The 16,860-nt window shown below is 42.6% G+C and carries 12 protein-coding genes; 11 read left to right on the top strand and 1 reads right to left on the bottom strand.

Annotated elements, in window-relative coordinates:
* Window positions 1-37 precede the first annotated feature (37 nt).
* The 9 genes from G608_RS0105345 (at window position 38) to G608_RS22240 (ending at window position 11,161) form a co-directional block, all read left to right on the top strand.
* Window positions 38-1,081 (top strand): lysylphosphatidylglycerol synthase transmembrane domain-containing protein, encoded by a 1,044-nt coding sequence (locus tag G608_RS0105345; RefSeq protein ID WP_026495174.1) that lies wholly within the window; start codon window positions 38-40, stop codon window positions 1,079-1,081.
* Entirely contained in the window at window positions 1,060-1,773 is a 714-nt protein-coding gene (locus G608_RS0105340) for a CDP-alcohol phosphatidyltransferase family protein (protein ID WP_242829340.1), read from the top strand. The genes G608_RS0105345 and G608_RS0105340 overlap by 22 nt, the downstream gene beginning before the upstream one ends.
* On the top strand, window positions 1,770-2,585 hold the full coding sequence (locus G608_RS0105335) for a phosphatidylserine decarboxylase (protein ID WP_026495172.1): 816 nt from the start codon (window positions 1,770-1,772) through the stop codon (window positions 2,583-2,585). Before G608_RS0105340 ends, G608_RS0105335 begins: the two co-directional genes overlap by 4 nt.
* Before the next feature lie 32 nt (window positions 2,586-2,617).
* Complete coding sequence (locus tag G608_RS0105330; RefSeq protein WP_026495171.1) at window positions 2,618-3,226, top strand: hypothetical protein; 609 nt, start codon at window positions 2,618-2,620, stop codon at window positions 3,224-3,226.
* A gap of 27 nt (window positions 3,227-3,253) precedes the next feature.
* Window positions 3,254-5,302, top strand: coding sequence for a TaqI-like C-terminal specificity domain-containing protein (locus tag G608_RS0105325; protein WP_026495170.1), 2,049 nt, complete (start codon window positions 3,254-3,256; stop codon window positions 5,300-5,302).
* A gap of 72 nt (window positions 5,303-5,374) precedes the next feature.
* Complete coding sequence (locus tag G608_RS0105320; protein ID WP_026495169.1) at window positions 5,375-6,523, top strand: PAS domain-containing sensor histidine kinase; 1,149 nt, start codon at window positions 5,375-5,377, stop codon at window positions 6,521-6,523.
* A complete protein-coding gene (locus G608_RS19965; protein ID WP_051208861.1) occupies window positions 6,513-7,553 on the top strand; it encodes an FAD:protein FMN transferase in 1,041 nt (346 codons plus the stop codon). Before G608_RS0105320 ends, G608_RS19965 begins: the two co-directional genes overlap by 11 nt.
* Window positions 7,554-7,768: 215 nt before the next feature.
* Complete coding sequence (locus G608_RS0105310; RefSeq protein WP_026495168.1) at window positions 7,769-9,568, top strand: methyl-accepting chemotaxis protein; 1,800 nt, start codon at window positions 7,769-7,771, stop codon at window positions 9,566-9,568.
* Window positions 9,569-9,607: 39 nt separating this feature from the next.
* The gene (locus tag G608_RS22240; protein WP_026495167.1) at window positions 9,608-11,161 is read left to right on the top strand and encodes a GGDEF domain-containing protein; all 1,554 of its coding nucleotides are present in this window, start codon (window positions 9,608-9,610) and stop codon (window positions 11,159-11,161) included.
* Window positions 11,162-11,237: 76 nt separating this feature from the next.
* Here the strand turns inward: G608_RS22240 and G608_RS0105300 are convergent, their stop codons facing one another.
* Window positions 11,238-14,093 (bottom strand): transglycosylase domain-containing protein, encoded by a 2,856-nt coding sequence (locus G608_RS0105300; protein ID WP_026495166.1) that lies wholly within the window; start codon window positions 14,091-14,093, stop codon window positions 11,238-11,240.
* A 127-nt stretch (window positions 14,094-14,220) separates the two neighbouring features.
* On the opposite strand from G608_RS0105300, the gene G608_RS0105295 reads away from it, so the two are divergent.
* Both G608_RS0105295 and typA read left to right on the top strand, forming a co-directional pair.
* Window positions 14,221-14,853, top strand: a complete 633-nt coding sequence (locus G608_RS0105295; protein ID WP_026495165.1) for a YigZ family protein — start codon at window positions 14,221-14,223, stop codon at window positions 14,851-14,853.
* A 123-nt stretch (window positions 14,854-14,976) separates the two neighbouring features.
* Complete coding sequence (typA, locus tag G608_RS0105290; protein WP_026495164.1) at window positions 14,977-16,818, top strand: translational GTPase TypA; 1,842 nt, start codon at window positions 14,977-14,979, stop codon at window positions 16,816-16,818.
* Window positions 16,819-16,860 lie beyond the last annotated feature (42 nt).

Here is a 16,860-nt window from a genome sequence, read left to right as displayed (position 1 = left end):
ATATAGATATGATAAAAGAAAGGTAGCTCAAAGTCAGATGGAGAAGCAGAATCGCTCTGTTTACAAAAAAATATTCTGGATGCTGTTTTCTACTTTGCTGGCAGTGGTTACTGTCTGGGCAATACTTAAACAGAGCAGAAGTCTGTCCGTCGAACAGCTTTTTAATGTGATGATCGATGGAAAAAAGCCGTACCTAATCATATCCATAATCTGCGCTGCTGCTTATGTTGTATTTGAGGGCGTTGCCATCTGCTCAATACTCAAGGGAATATCTTATAAAAGGAGCCTGCGAAAGGGACTTCTTTACAGTACCTCTGATGTTTATTTTTCCGCCATCACTCCGTCAGCCACAGGAGGTCAGCCTGCAAGTGCATATTTCATGCACAGGGATGGGATTCCGGCAGGAGTTGTATCGGCTACGCTTATACTTAATCTGATGATGTACACAGCGGCCATAGTCTTCCTTGGTATAATTGCGGTGATACTTCATCCCGGTTTTTTCAGGGATTTTGAGACACCTTCCAGGGTACTGATTGTTATCGGCTTTATTGTCCTGACGGGACTTACGATATTTTTCTTTATGGTACTTAAGAAAGGTGACACCGTATTTTCTTTTATCAGACGAATTGTCGATTTCCTGTGCAGGAAAAAGATAATTCATAACAGTGAGCATGCCCTTGGAAAAATTGCGGAAACACATAAGGACTATAAAAACTGTGCAAAGTTATTTGCAGGAAAGGGCAATATTCTCGTAAAAGCATTTATCTTCAATGTGCTGCAGAGAGCATCTCAGATAGCAGTGCCAATGTTCATGCATTTGTGTCTTGGCGGAAATAACAGAGATTCCATAACACTTTTTGCTAAGCAGTGCCTTATTACGATAGGCTATAATTTCGTTCCGGTCCCCGGTGCCATGGGCGTTGCCGATTATTTGATGATAGATGGTTTTTCTAATATAATGACTCATGAGGCTGCTTTACAGCTTGATATGTTAAGCCGTGGAATAACCTTTTACTTTTGTGTTACAATAAGCGGGCTAGTAACTCTTGGAGGATATTTATGGACAAAGAAAAAAAGATGATAGGTGTTTATGATTACACTGTAATTCTCACCTATCTTTCGACCGTTTCCGGAGCAATAGGAATAATTATAACAATGACCGGAATCGGACATCCTTACGGCGGCACGCTTTTTTTGATGATTTCCGGACTTCTTGATGCCTTTGACGGTAGGGTTGCCAGAACAAAGAAGAATAGAAGTGATTTCGAGAAGGAATTCGGTGCTCAGATAGACTCGCTTTCTGATCTTATTTGCTTCGGAGTGCTTCCTGCTTCAATCGGAATAGCGCAGCTTCGGGTAAACGGGGCCTTTAAGGATGTAATCAGAGGCAGTATGAATACAGCAAAGGGATGGACCGTTGTTATCCTTTTGTCTATTGCGGCTTTCTATATTCTTTCAGCACTTGTAAGACTTGCGTATTTTAATTCCACAGCGGCAGAGAGAGCAGAGCAGAAGGAAAAGCTTGGTGTTGAATATTTCACAGGACTTCCTGTTACAACTGCTGCACTTATTTTTCCGTTGACACTTATAATCCATTATTTCACAAGAGCAGATCTTACTTTCTTCTATTTTTGGATGTTGTTTCTTGTGGGAATGCTGTTTATCGGTAATTTCAAGATTCCCAAGCCGGGACTCAAGGTTATTTGCATTGGTGTTGTGATTGGACTTTTTGAATTTATAGCCAATATTTTTATTCTTATTGAGAATATATGAATGGATTAGATTTTTTATACAAAACGAATATAGGCAGACTGATTTTAAAGCCTCTTACACTTAAACCTTTATCTGATCTTGCCGGACGCATGCTTGATTCCAAGCTTTCGATGGTGCTTATTAAGCCCTTTGCAGCGAGGAACGGTATTCGGACGGAGGATTACATTCTTGATGATGTAAGAAGCTTTAATGATTTTTTCTGCAGAAAAATAAAAAGTGAACTGCGTCCTTTATGTCCAAGGGAAAATGCCGTGATCGCGCCTTGTGACGGACTTCTTAAGGTCAGCAGGATCACGAACGGAATGGTTCTTGACGTAAAGCAGAGCAGTTTTACAATTCGCAGTCTCCTTCGGGATAAGAAGCTTGCAGCGGAATTCGAGGACGGATACTGCTTTGTTTACAGGTTATGCGTTGATCACTATCACAGATATATTTATTTTACTGACGGTATGAAAAAAGCAGATCGCAGGATACGGGGCTTTTATCACACCGTAAGGCCTGTTGCCCTTGAGGAGTTTCCTGTTTTTACGGAAAACAGCAGAAGGTATTCGATTATAGACAGCGATAGGCTTGGACGCTGCGTACAGATGGAGGTTGGAGCCATGCTGGTTGGCAGGATAGTTAATGAGAAGCCAGCCGCAGGAAGAGTTTTTCGCGGAGAAGAGAAAGGCCATTTTGAATATGGCGGCTCCACCATAATTGTTCTTATACCTAAGGACAAGATAAAGCTAAGAGAAGAAATAAGAGTTAAATCCGCAAAGGGTGAGGAGTTCCCCATCAAAATGGGAGAAGTGGTTGCGGAGACAGTTTAATGAACAATTTTTACATAGAATGAGAGGTTTTTATGAATTCTAAGATTATTATTGAAGCTATTGGTTATATTGGTTCAGCACTGGTGCTTATATCATTTTTGATGGTATCGGTATACAAGTTAAGAGTTGTAAATTCAATCGGAAGCTTGTTCTGTGTTATTTACGGACTCATAATTCATGCATTTCCTACGGTAGTTATGAATGTGGCACTTATTGCCATCAATGTTTACTACCTGTCAAAGATGTTAAAGCCCACCGAGAAGAACTACGACCTTGTAAGGGTTAGCGGAGATGAGGGACTGACCGGCTTTATTATCAATCACTACAAAGAAGATATTGCAAAGTGCTTCCCCGGAATTTCAATGAATTTTAAAAAGGCCAACTGTGGCTTTGTTGTATGTCATGAGGGTAAGCCTGTAGGAGTGCTTCTGGGCCAGCTTAAAAACTATGACCTTGATATCATGCTTGATTATTCAATCCCTGAATACAGAGATTTTTCTATAGGCAGATTCCTTATGGATAATCTGGCACCTGAAGGAATCGACAGACTTATTTATCGCGGCGCCGATGAAAATCACAAGGATTACCTGAAAAAAACAGGCTTTGTTCACAAGGACGGCTATTACGAGAAAAAGCTTTGAAAATTATCTTAATGTGAGGAACTGTGCATGCTTACATTGACTCAGGTTTGCAGGGAATTATCCATCTCTCCCGCTACAGGACGAAACTGGATAAAGCTTGGTAAAATTAAGGCCGAAGGAAAACGTGGTAAAGCTTACATGTTTTCTGAGGATTATGTGAGGAGCCTAAAAGAGGAGCTCGTAAGCGGCAGCAGAACATCATTAAAAAGCAGACGAAACAAGGTTTTCATTTCAGGGAAAGCCTTGTATCGTGACTATGCTTCTTCAAAATCAGTAAATCTTCCCAAAGTAGAAAACTTAATAGAAATGCTTTCCGAGATGGATGACTTTTCGGAAAAGACAGAGACAGTTATGCGCATTCTCCTGGTAGATTGCGCTTTAAAGCTGACCCTTGACAGGCTTGGCATTAAGGATGAAATAGTTGGAAATCCGGGTCAGACTACAGAAAAATATCTGACAGGTGAGCTGGATATCGGAATGTATGCGGATCTTATTGATGCGCTGATTGACGATAAGCCCGCCATGCTTTCGTATTTGTCCGAGCATGAGGATATCACGTTTGAAGATTTTGTCTATGAGCCTGGAGAGGACATCCTTGGGCTTATGTATATCTCTGTAAAAAGCATAGGGCTTCGCAAAAAGGAAGGTGCTTACTACACTCCGAATACAGTTGTAAAGAGGCTTTTGGGGCATCTTTTTGAGGCTGCTCTTTTGATGGACGGTCTTGATAAAAGGATTCTTGATCCCTGCTGCGGAAGCGGAAACTTTTTGTTACAGCTCCCTCCGGGACTTCCCATGGAAAATCTGTATGGGTGTGATATAGACAAAATCAGTGTCATTCTTGCAAGAATAAATCTGGCTCTGAAATATAAAAAGGCTGAGATATCCTTTTGGGAAGAGCACATCACGGAGAGAGATTTTTTAGATAGCTTACCGGGTGATGAGCGCTTTGATATCATCCTTGGCAATCCGCCCTGGGGCTATAGTTTTAGTGACGACAGGAAAGAGTTTTTAAGAGAGCATTTTGAATCGGGCAAAACCACAAATCCGGAATCCTGTGATCTGTTTTTGGAGCAGGCAGTTAAGCGGCTTTCTCCTGAAGGACTTTTGTCTTTTGTGCTTCCGGAATCGGTTCTTACTGTAAAAGCCCATGCCCCTGTAAGGGAGTTTATCTTAAAAAATTCCAGACTTTCGCAGCTTGAGTATCTGGGCGAGGTATTCGACAGAGTCCAGTGTCCGTCTATTATTTTGCAGATAAAAAAAGCTGAGGAAGCTGCTGACAGCGCTTCTGTCAGCGAACTGTTTTTCCTTAAGGACAGACCTAAGATTTATGAGGGTGACAGCTTCTTTGTTATAAAGGGCAGGAGAATGATAACCGATCAGTGCTTTGATTTTCTTGTGCCTGATGATGAGTATGCTCTTTTGGAAAAGCTTGATAATCTTCCAAGAGCGGAAAGACTTAAGGATAATGCCATCTTTGCTCTTGGCATTGTTACAGGTGCAAATAAGGAGATGCTTCAGTCAAGAAGGACCACCAGAAATGAGATTATTCTAAAAGGGCAGGACGTATTTAAATACAACTTCAAAATTCCGAAATGCTACATACATTTTGAACCTGAAAAATGCCAGCAGGTGGCCAAGACTGAATACTATAGGGCTGAAGAAAAGCTGCTTTACCGCTTTATCGGAAATCATCTTGTTTTTGCTTATGATGATAATAAGACGCTTTCGCTTAACAGCTGTAATATTCTTATTCCGAGGATACCTGAGCTTGATATAAAATACATTCTTGCTGTTTTGAACAGCAGGATTGCAGAATACTATTTCAGGAAAAAGTTCCGCTCCGTAAAGGTGCTTCGCTCCCACATAGAGCAGATACCGATTCCGGGCGTGGGTACCAGAACTCAGGAGGAAATTGCTCTTCTCGTAGATAAGATAATGCAGGCAGATTCTGCAGATAAGGGCACCATCTATGATGAGATAGACAGGCGGCTTGCTGAAATATATGACCTTACAGATGACGAATATGATATAATTAAAAGTGACCTCGCTGACGAAAATCTATTTCTTTTATAACGAAAAAAAGTGTTGTAATTTTGTATCACCTCAATTATTTGATGATTATCATATATGACAGAGGATTGGATTATGGACAGAATTAAAGCAGATCTTTTTGAAATTCTTGTAAATACTACCCAGGATTGCATTTTTTGGAAGGATACACAGCGCAGATTTGTCGGAGTAAATAAGGCGTTTCTAAAATTCTATGGCTTCGATTCTGACGAAGCGGTTATCGGCAAAACCGATGAGGACATGGGCTGGCATCCTGATCCGTTGCCCTTCATGGAGGATGAGCTTAGGGTTCTTCGCGGAGAGAGCACTCACAATGTGCATGGACTGTGCATTGTAAAGGGTGAAGTCAGAACCATCATGGCCACCAAAACACCTATTTATAGTGATGATGAGATCATTGGCCTTGTTGGATCCTTTGTAGATATAACTGAGGAACAGCAGAGAATAGCCAAGATAGAGCGCCTAAGCCGCCTGAATGACAGACTTTTGGATAATGAAAAGCGTGCCAACAGGCGTATGGCAGAGTTTTTATCCCGTATGAGCAATGAGATAAGAATGCCGATGAATGCAATTTCAGCGCTTTCGTATCTTGGAATGAATCAGACAGATGTCAGCATCCTTAAAAGCGATATGCGAAAGATTTACACCTCCAGTCATTATCTGGGGAGCCTGTTAAGTGATCTTCTCGATATCGATAAGATTGATGGAGGTAATCTTAATCTTGAGCCGGCAGCAGCTTCTCTTGATGAGATAGTGGATGGTGTTGAAAGTGTCACCCGTGCCATGGCTGAAAATAAAAATGTAAATCTGATAATAAATCGCAACTATAAGGGTAATCCGCAGATTATGTGTGACCTTGGAAGAACCCAGCAGATGGTAATAAATCTTACCTCCAATGCTGTAAAGTTCAGCGACAGGGATGATACCGTCGAACTGACCGTCACAGCAGAGCGCACCAAAAAAAGCTATAAGATAACCTTTGTGGTAGTCGATGAAGGCTGCGGAATGAATTCGTCATTTATGCCAAGTCTGTTCATGCCCTTTGCACGAGAGAAGAGGAATCCTTCAAAGTATGGCGCAGGGACAGGCCTTGGACTTGCTGTATCAATGAGACTTGCCGGGCTCATGCATGGAGATATAACGGCAGAAAGTGAAGAAGGACTGGGAAGTACATTTACGGCACAGATTGAGCTGCCCTTTGTACCTGAAATAGATGAAACCTAAATTTGATAAAAAAAGACTGATCACATCAGTGGTCTCTGCAATCATTCTTATAATTTTCATGCTTATTGTTTATAAATACAGACAAAACGAAACGGTCTCTTTTAACGAGACCGCTTTTGTCATGGGCACAGTTTTCCAGGTAAACCTGAGCTCTGCGCAGAAGGGAGACGATCCTTCCGGGGAACTTGTAAATATAGGTAATCGTCTTGAGAGAAACCTGCTTTCATGGAGACTTGATTCATCTGAGATTGCAAAAATCAATGCCTCCGCCGGAAAAGCTGAAGGCTATGAACTCTCTCCTGATATGGAGGAAATTCTTACGGAGTGTCTCAGAATTTCTGCTGAAAGTGACGGCGCCTTTGATATTACTGTTGGACCGCTGACAAGGCTTTGGGATATAGACGGCTGGGCAAGCGGAGAAAAACAGGGAGAGTTTGTCCCACCTGACAAGACTGAGATAGAAAAGGCATTATCACTTTGCGGCTATGACAAGGTAGAAATTAGAGACCACCGTATATATATGCAGGAAGGAATGAGCATAGATCTTGGCGCTGTGGGTAAGGGAATTTATCTTGATAAATGCAGAGATTATCTTGATCAGGGAAATGCTTTAAGCGGCGTTATTGTAGCAGGCGGAAGTGTTTTGACTGTGGGCGATAAAAAGGATGGAACTGATTGGAATGTTGGAATTACAGATCCCTTTAAGGATGGAGAGCTGATCGGTCATATAGAGGTGGAACCATGGAAAAGTGTATCAACCTCCGGCTCTTATGAACGTTTTGTGGAATATGAAGGTATGCGCTACCATCATATCCTTGATCCAAAGACAGGCTATCCCGCAGAGAAAGGGAATGCCTCAGTAACCATAGTTTCACAGTCGGGACTTATTTCAGATGCACTTTCAACGGCCTGTTTTATGCTTGATACTGAGGAGGCTGTCGAGCTTGCTGAGCGTATGGGCGCTGAAATATGCATAATAGCTGAGGATGGAACGGTTAGCGGAAATATAAAACTCATTAAAATAAAATAATCATTTAACATATCGATAATAAAATATGCGCTGTTTTGATAATATTTAGTAAAAGTTTATAGAATATTCATAAGTCGTCAAATGCAGTATTTGCCAGTATTTGGCGGCTTTTTGCCTGCTTGGTATAATTGTTTTTTGCCCATAAAAATGGTATATTCGCTTTGACGTAATTTCGTGAACCTACGGAAATTTAACTGAAAGAAAGGACAAATATCATGGATAAAAAAAGAGGTTCTTTGCTATATGTTATTGCAGGCGTATTTTTCCTTGCTGTTGTTATAACGGGAATTCTTATTGAGGTATTTTCGATAAGCAGCACAATTGCTACGAACAATGAACAGACTGAGTCTTATAATGAGAGACTTTTATCGGATATTAAAACTGAGCTTACCAATGAAACTCAGGAAGCTATGAGTATTGCCCAGGTTATGTATGACAGATATCAGGCCGGAGAGATGACTATGGAGGAAGCTCAGAAGGAAGCAGCTGATATCATCAGAGAATTGAAATATAACGATGGAGCCGGATATTTCTGGGTTGATACCGCTGAAGGTATCAATGTGGTTCTTCTTGGAAGAGATACTGAGGGTCAGTCCAGATGGGATGCCACAGATCCTAACGGAACAAAGTATATTCAGGAGATGATCAAAAACGGAATGCAGGATGGCGGTGGCTTTACACAGCTTATGTTTGCTAAGCCCAATGAGACTGAGCCTCTTCCGAAGCTGAATTATACAGCATATTTCCAGCCCTTTAACTGGGTTATGGGTACCGGTGTCTGGATTGATTATATTGATGAGCAGGTTGCTGCTTATGAAACTCATGCAAAGGATGCGCTTACATCCAGCATAGTTAAGTCATTGATACTGCTGCTGGTTCTGATTATTATCGGAGTCCTTGCTGCAATGTATATGGCTAAAAGAATTACAAATCCTATCGTCATGGTTACCAATCAGATGGTTCGAATGTCCAATAGTGATTTTACAGAGAATAAGGAGATGGATAAGGTACGAAAGCTGAAGGATAAGAACAATGAAATCGGACTTATTGCTTCTGCTCTTGATCTTATGCATACAAATATCAGAGATCTTATGATGAGAATCTCTGATACAACAGCTTATGTTGCATCGGCATCAGAGGAGCTTTCTGCAAGTGCTACCCAGTCTGCGCAGGCCAGCGAGATGGTTGCTAATTCCTGTACGAATGTTGCAAATTCCTGTTCAGGTCAGATTACTGCTGTTTCCGGTGCCAGCAATGAGACCAAGAGCTTTGTAAGCAACATGCAGGATTTTGAGAGCGCAATTATTCGCTCCAATGATATGATTAAGTCAACCAATGAAGCTGCAGCCAAGGGTGCGGCTGACATGACAAATGCTACAAATATGATGTCTACCATCAAGGAATCCGTAGAGAATACAGCTGAGGTAGTGGACGGACTTGGCGAGAAGCTTAAGAATATTGATACCTTTGTTGATACTATTTCCGAGATAGCAAGTCAGACCAACCTCCTGTCACTTAATGCCAGCATTGAGGCTGCAAGAGCAGGCGAAATGGGTAAGGGCTTCGCTGTTGTTGCAAGTGAGATCAGTAAGCTTGCAGACGAGTCCAATGAAGCAGCAGCCAATATCACAGCTCTTATTGAAGACATTATGAAGAGCTCTGAGGATGCGGTTGAAGCTATGAGGGAAGGCGCTCAGAAGGTTGTAGACGGAACAGAGACCGTCAACGAAGCGGGCCAGACCTTCAACAATATCGTTGATATGGTTCACTCCATAGCTGAAGAGTCCAATAAGATGAGTGAGATAGTTGATCAGCTTTCGGATGGAACAAATACCATCGCAAATAATATTCAGAGAATTGAAGAGATGAGCGTTACCGTTGCAGACGAGACTCAGAATGTATCCGCTGCTTCACAGCAGCAGACAGCTTCAACGCACGAGGTAGCTGAGGCATCAGATAAGCTTGCCGAGAATGCTCAGGATCTCCAGAGTTTTGTTGCAAAGTTTGAACTGTAATCAGAGGCTAAGCCATTATTTGGTGAAAAGAAAAAGGATATGAATAAGAGACGAGGTAGAATCGCCAATAAGTTCCTGATCATCTTTGGGGTTTTCACATTTGTCATTCTGATAATTGTGGGTCTGATTACCTATTTTAGTCAGATTTCCATTTATCAGGAGCAATGTGAGCAAAACCTTCAGAATATTTGTGCCTATCTGAAGAATCTTATGGAAGAAGAGAAAGAGGAAACACTTCTTTATCAGGAGTATTTCATGGCACACTATGAGGAGATGGAGCTTCCTGTCGATTTCACTGAGTATAGATCCTACAAAAAGAGTTTCGATGAGATTTTTTCAGAGAAATATCCGGGGAAAACTCTTGGAGTCGATATTCAGATCACAGAGTGTGATGATGAAACACAGAGGGCATATTTTACCTACAAGCATGCATATTGGACGATAGTGTTTGAAAAAGCAAGATCTGCAATGAATATTCACACTACCTACTATATTGCACCTCCGGGCGAACCCTTGTATATGACATATATCATTGACGGCGTGAGAGAGGTAAAGAAAGATGACCCTGCCTATCTGAATCTTGGCATAACTGTAGAAGAGCCTCTTGAGCAGCATAAGACTATGTGGGAAGCCTATAATACAGGGGAAAATCCTCATGGCTATGATATATATGATAATGAGTTTGGTCATACCTATGCCTACTATTCGCCCCTGATCATTGATGGTGAGGTAATAGGTGTTGTATCTGCAGAGGTTGAGGTTGATGTAGTCAATAAGGAAATCCTATACAACACGGTTCAGCAGCTTGTGTTTGTGGCCATCGTTCTGATAAGCGCAGTGATGCTCCTTGTGGCTTTCATAAATGCACACTATGTTGGAAGACTCTCCATGCTTGAAAAGAGAGTAAGTAAATATTCGGAGACAAAGGATATCAAGGTTGTCAAGGAGATAGAGCAGTTAAGCAAAGGAAATGACGAGATTACTACTTTGTCAGAAAAAATAGCCATCATGATATTTGAGCTGGATAATTACATGAAAAATCTGGTATCCACCTCAGATGAGCTGGGCAAAGCAAAGCGTAAGGCTGATATCATGAACGAGCTTGCCTATAAGGATTCTCTTACCGGTATCAGAAATAAGCTCGCCTACGACCAGGAGGCTCAGAGGCTTAGCTGGGGCATAGCTGCAGGGAATGCAGAGTTTGCAATTGCGGTGATAGACCTGAATTATCTAAAAAAGATAAATGATACCTATGGACATGAACAGGGAAATTTAGCAATAAAAAATCTCTGTACTCTTATCTGTAAGACCTTTAGACACTCCCCCGTATTCAGGGTAGGTGGAGATGAATTCTGTGTGGTACTGGAGAAAATAGATTATAACAATCTGGATACACTTATTGCAGATTTCAATAAGGCAATTAAGCAGAACGAAGCGCGAACGGATGCAGATCCGTGGGTAGCCTTCTCGGCGGCAATAGGCTATGCGTGTTATGACAAGGAGGTTGACCGTGATGTCAACAGCGTTCTAAAGCGTGCGGATAAAGCCATGTACGCAAACAAAAAGGCCATGAGAGCAACGCGCAATGAATAAAAATATAAGCAAAATAAAAGACAGCTGATCTTTTAAAGGTCAGCTGTCTCTTTTATTTCATATGAGAAATTCTGTTTTATTCGTCATCCTCTTCTTCAATGCCAAGCTCTTCTCTGGCTTCATTGATCTGCTGCTGAGCATTTGCAGCGGCCTCAGCCATAGCTGCCTCTGCGCTTTGTGCAACGGGATCAGCGGGCTGAGCTGCAGCAGGGTCAGCTGCGGGTGCAGCACCTGGATCGGCAGCGGGAGCTGCATTAGGATCGGCAGCAGGCTGCGCATTAGGATCTGTGGGCTGTGGAGCCATCTGGATTCCGCGTTCAGCAAGCTGGGCCTGTTCCTGTGCCAGTATCTCTGTAATAGTAGGCTGAGCCATAAACTCGGCTGTATGGTGACAGGTTACGATAGGTCTTGTTACAGGATTTCCGTTTTCATCAAGCTCTGTGGTGTACTGGGTTTCAGGTGTCTCTATACCTGACTGTGCCTGCAGTGCAGCGGGTTCAGCAGGGGTAAGCTCGAATATTCCGTTTACCTTGAAAGGACATGTATCGGTAGCGGGAACATTATCAAACTGACAAATGGTTCCTGCGTAATGTACATCACAGCTGTCTGTGGGAACCGTTCCCTCCTCAAAATATTCTGACATAAGTACGCCGTCGCAAAGACCTGCTATAGGTGCTTTTCCTGATCTTGAGCAGACAGTAGCTGTTATAACTGAGTCGGGCTTTTCAAAGGTTGCGGCCGGCAGATCTGCATGAACCTTTTCCATAACAGCTCTCCAAAGGGTCTTGGCAAGTCTGGCCTCTTCCTTGTTCATATCAACGTTGTTGTCATAGCCTGCCCAGGTAGTAGCAGTGTAGTAGTTGGTAAAGCCTGCGAACCATACGTCGTTCTCATCAGATGTTGTTCCGGTCTTACCTGCAATAGCAGTGGTTCCAAAGTTGACAGCTGTACCGGTACCGCTTGTTACAACATCTGTCATTGCGCTTGTAAGCAGGTAAGCTGTGGAATCCTTAAGGATTCTTGTTGATTCAATCTGTGTGTTATCAAGGATGGTATTTCCATCATGATCCACAACCTTGGTATAAAGCTTTGGCTTTACATAAACACCGCCGTTGGCAATTGCTGCATAAGCGGCATTCAGTTCAAGATTGGTAACACCGTGTGTAAGACCGCCAAGAGCAGTGGTTGCCTGAATATCGGAATAAATCTTACCGTTTATCTCTTCGCTTTCAACAATTGTCGTAAAGCCGAAATTCTTAAGATAATCAAATGCAAGCTGCGGTGTTATGAGGGTTATTGTCTTAACAGCTATGATGTTCATTGAATCCTTTATTGCTGTTCTAACAGTGGTAAGCCCTCTGTAAGCCTCTCCGTACCAGTTACGGACCGGACGACCACCCTGATAATTAAAGGGAGCATCGTTTAAAACTGTTGCAAGTGTAAAGCCTGCGCTGTCAAGAGCAGGAGCATAAGCTGAGAGAACCTTGAAGGTTGATCCAGGCTGACGCACGGTATCGGTTGCTCTGTTAAGTGTTCTGGAAGCGATTTTTGCACCGCGTCCGCCTACCATTGCAGCCACATAGCCTGTAGCATGATCTTCAATAGTAAGTGAAACCTGAGGCTGAGGTGTAAGGTTGATACTCTCGCCGTCTACCTTGTCATTTGCTCCGACAACAGCAGCCTTGTACTCATCAATCTTTGCCTGAGCATCCTCCTCTGAACTAAAGAGAAGATTAAAGCCGGGATTTTCCTGCTGGAAATAGCTCTTCATCATTTCAGAGCTGTAGTTGGTCTTGTTACCCTCGGAATCGGAAACTGTCAGAGCATAGTCAAGCAGATACTTTGTGTTCTCAGGGTAGTTGTCGGGATTACTGAGCTCGCTGTCACAAATAGCCTGAATAGCAGGATCCTGTGTGGAGTATATTTTAAGTCCTCCGCTGTACAGCAGAGTATAGGCCTGTGTCTCGTTGTAGCCTGCATTTATAAGGTCATCGATGAGCTGATTGGTAAGCGCATCAACAAAGTAAGAGTTGACGCTGTCATCTGAGGTTTCCTCATCAACCACCTGAATTCTTGCGTAAACATCATCAGCCATGGCTTCATCAAATTCTTCCTTTGTGATGTAGCCCTGCTTAAGCATGTTGTTTAGAACCTTATCACGTCTAAGTGCGTTGTTGTCAGGGTGTGTGATGGGGTTAAATCTGCTGGGGTTCTGAGTGATACCTGCGATTACGGCGCACTCGGAAAGCGACAGATTAGCAACTGACTTATTAAAATATCTTAGAGAAGCTGCCTGAACACCAAGAGTGTTACTTCCAAGGTTGATGGTGTTCATATAATTAAGAAGAATATCCTCCTTGCTCATGGTCTTCTCAAGCTGAATTGCCAGGTACTGCTCCTGAATCTTACGCTTTATCTTGGCGATATCGGAGCTTTCGCTTGTCCATCCTGAAAATACGTTGTTCTTCAAAAGCTGCTGGGTGATGGTACTGGCACCCTGTGAAAGCTCGCGGCTTGTAAGTCCTACAAAAGCTGCACGGATGATACCCTGGATATCAATACCGTTGTGTTTGTAGAAACGCTCATCCTCGATAGCTACAAATGCATGCTGCAGATTTTCAGGAATCATGTCCCATGATACAGGGATTCGGTTTGAGTCCGTAGAAACAAGCTTTGCTGTCTGATTACCTTCGGTATCGTATACAAAGGTGGAGTAGCCTGTAGGCGTAACGCTGATATTTCCTATCTCCGGTGCTGTATCAATGATGCCTCGAAATACGCCAATACCTGCGCTGACTCCTATAACACCAAGTCCTATAAAGGCTATAAGTATTAGTTCTAATGAAATGAGAGATATCTTTTTCCCCCATTTAGTGGTAGACGAGAGGAGCTCCTGCTGCTGGTCTCGGATACCCTTTCTGCCAAAATTCATATTATCCTCCGCTAGTCTATTACTTTTTGCTAAAATCATATATGATGTTAGTGATTGACATATTCAATCCATAATATCACACTATTATAACAGATTAGACTTAGACTATCAAAGAATAGGGATAACCATGGAAAATAAAGCAAGCTATCGCATAGTAACGTCTGAAGGCACAGGCGAAATAGTAGAGAAAAAATCACGATTTATCGGATCAGTGTTTTCGGTAAATTCGGTGGAGGAGGCTGAGGCAAAAATTACCGAGCAGCAGAAAAAATACTGGGATGCAAGACATAACTGCTATGCCTTTGTAATCGGAGTGGACTCAGGGATATCCAGATGCTCTGATAACGGCGAGCCTTCCGGGACTGCAGGAAAACCTATCCTTGAAGTGATAAAAGGTGCAGGGATTACCAATATTTTAATAGTAGTAACACGTTACTTTGGAGGAGTGCTTCTCGGAACAGGCGGCCTTGTAAGAGCCTACACTCAGGCCGCCCAGGCAGGATTGGCTGCATCTGTAACAGGACAGATGATATATGGAAGTAAGCTTCATCTGACCGCCGATTATAATCTTGTAAATAACATTCAATACTACCTCAGACAGGAGGAAATACCTCTTATGGACGAGACCTATACTGATAAGGTAGAGTATGACATTGTTGTAAAAAATGAGGATGAGGTTCGTATCACCGACGGGCTTACCCAAAAGACAGAGGGTAAAATAATAATAGAAAAGACAGAGGAAGGCTACTATCCGTTTTAATGCGGATGAGCCTTTTTCTTCTTTATTAATACTTTCTTTTCTTTTATTTTCTTGAATATGGAAAAATCACGTGCTATACTATGTGAGTTTTGAAGATAGGTTATAAATTAATGGAGGAATACAATGAAACAGACTAGAAACGATGTCAGGAATGTTGCGATCATAGCTCACGTTGATCATGGTAAGACCACCCTTGTAGACGGTCTTCTTCGCCAGAGTGGTGTTTTTCGTGAGGGTCAGGACGTCGTAGAGAGAGTCATGGACTCAGGTGATATCGAGCGTGAGCGTGGAATCACGATCATGTCCAAGAATACAGCCATTACATATAAAGATATTAAGATCAATATTATAGATACTCCCGGCCATGCTGATTTTGGCGGTGAGGTAGAGCGTGTACTTAAGATGGTTAACGGCGTTATCCTTGTTGTTGACGCTTTTGAAGGCGCTATGCCTCAGACCAAGTTCGTTCTTGGTAAGGCAATGGAGCTTGGACTTCCCGTTATTGTTTGTATCAATAAAATTGACAGACCGGAAGCCCGACCCAATGAAGTTATTGATGAGGTTTTAGAGCTTCTTCTTGATCTTGGCGCTGATGATAAGCAGCTTGACTGTCCTTTCGTATTTGCATCAGCTAAGGCAGGAACATCATCCATGTCACTTGATGAGCCCGGAAGCGACCTTAAGCCTCTTCTTGATACAATCATCAATTATATCCCTGCACCTGTCGGTGATCCCGATGCAGGTACACAGATGCTCATCAGCACAATCGACTACAACGAATACGTAGGAAGAATCGGTGTTGGTAAGATTGATAACGGCAGACTTAAGGTTAATCAGGAGGTTGTAATCGTCAACCACCATGAGCCTGAGAGAAGCATCAAGACTAAGGTTAGTAAACTCTATGAGTTTGAGGGCCTTGGCAAGGTTGAGGTTCAGGAAGCCGGAATCGGTGCTATCGTTGCAGTTTCAGGTATTGATGATATCAAGATCGGTGATACACTCTGTGCAGTGGATGAGCAGAATGCCATTCCTTTCCAGAAGATTTCCGAGCCCACAATTTCAATGAACTTTATCGTAAATGATTCACCTCTTGCAGGTCAGGAAGGTAAGTATGTAACATCAAGACACCTTCGTGATCGTCTCTACAAGGAGCTTAACACTGACGTTTCTCTTAGGGTTGAGGATACAGAGACAACAGAGACCTTCAAGGTTTCCGGACGTGGTGAGCTTCATCTTTCAGTTCTTATCGAGACCATGCGCCGTGAGGGCTATGAGTTTGCTGTAAGTAAGGCAGAGGTTATATACAAGACAGATGAAAACGGTAAAAAGCTCGAGCCCATGGAGAAGTGCTATATAGATGTTCCCGAAGAATTCTCAGGAAGCGTTATTCAGAAGCTTGGTGAGAGAAAGGGCGAGATGATCAATATGGGACTTGCAAACGGCGGTTATACACGTCTTGAGTTCCTTATTCCTTCAAGAGGTCTTATCGGTTACAGAGGTGAGTTCATGACAGATACCAAGGGTAACGGTATCATGAACACAATCTTCGACGGCTATGCTCCTTATAAGGGAGATATCTCATATCGTAAGCAGGGTTCACTTATCGCCTTCGAGTCAGGTGAAGCTGTTACATATGGTCTTTTCAATGCTCAGGAGCGCGGACAGCTCTTTATCAGCCCCGGAGATAAGGTTTATTCCGGTATGGTAATCGGTTCTTCAGGTAAGTCAGAGGATATCGAGGTTAATGTCTGCAAGACAAAGCATCTTACAAATACAAGAACATCATCCTCCGATGAGGCATTAAGACTTGTTCCTCCGAGGATCATGTCACTGGAGCAGAGTATCGACTTTATTGATACAGATGAGCTTTTAGAGGTAACACCTCTTACTCTTCGTATCCGTAAGAAGATTCTTGATCCTACTCTTCGTAAGAGAGCAAGCTTTGCGGCTAAGAATAAGAAATAATTATGAATAATTTGGGGACCGTTTGCATAAAAAGTGCGAACG

This window comes from Butyrivibrio sp. WCD3002 (genome assembly GCF_000424265.1).
Taxonomy (GTDB): domain Bacteria; phylum Bacillota; class Clostridia; order Lachnospirales; family Lachnospiraceae; genus Butyrivibrio.
The sequence above is the reverse complement of the archived record's forward strand: the minus strand, read 5'-3'. Positions and strand labels throughout refer to the sequence as shown.

What these genes read in the sequence shown, in the direction of transcription:
- G608_RS0105345 (WP_026495174.1), top strand. Translation starts at nt 38, where the DNA reads ATGGAGAAGCAGAATCGCTCTGTTTACAAAAAAATATTCTGGATGCTG.
- G608_RS0105340 (WP_242829340.1), top strand. Translation starts at nt 1,060, where the DNA reads ATGGACAAAGAAAAAAAGATGATAGGTGTTTATGATTACACTGTAATT.
- G608_RS0105335 (WP_026495172.1), top strand. Translation starts at nt 1,770, where the DNA reads ATGAATGGATTAGATTTTTTATACAAAACGAATATAGGCAGACTGATT.
- G608_RS0105330 (WP_026495171.1), top strand. Translation starts at nt 2,618, where the DNA reads ATGAATTCTAAGATTATTATTGAAGCTATTGGTTATATTGGTTCAGCA.
- G608_RS0105325 (WP_026495170.1), top strand. Translation starts at nt 3,254, where the DNA reads ATGCTTACATTGACTCAGGTTTGCAGGGAATTATCCATCTCTCCCGCT.
- G608_RS0105320 (WP_026495169.1), top strand. Translation starts at nt 5,375, where the DNA reads ATGGACAGAATTAAAGCAGATCTTTTTGAAATTCTTGTAAATACTACC.
- G608_RS19965 (WP_051208861.1), top strand. Translation starts at nt 6,513, where the DNA reads ATGAAACCTAAATTTGATAAAAAAAGACTGATCACATCAGTGGTCTCT.
- G608_RS0105310 (WP_026495168.1), top strand. Translation starts at nt 7,769, where the DNA reads ATGGATAAAAAAAGAGGTTCTTTGCTATATGTTATTGCAGGCGTATTT.
- G608_RS22240 (WP_026495167.1), top strand. Translation starts at nt 9,608, where the DNA reads ATGAATAAGAGACGAGGTAGAATCGCCAATAAGTTCCTGATCATCTTT.
- G608_RS0105300 (WP_026495166.1), bottom strand. Translation starts at nt 14,093, where the DNA reads ATGAATTTTGGCAGAAAGGGTATCCGAGACCAGCAGCAGGAGCTCCTC.
- G608_RS0105295 (WP_026495165.1), top strand. Translation starts at nt 14,221, where the DNA reads ATGGAAAATAAAGCAAGCTATCGCATAGTAACGTCTGAAGGCACAGGC.
- typA (WP_026495164.1), top strand. Translation starts at nt 14,977, where the DNA reads ATGAAACAGACTAGAAACGATGTCAGGAATGTTGCGATCATAGCTCAC.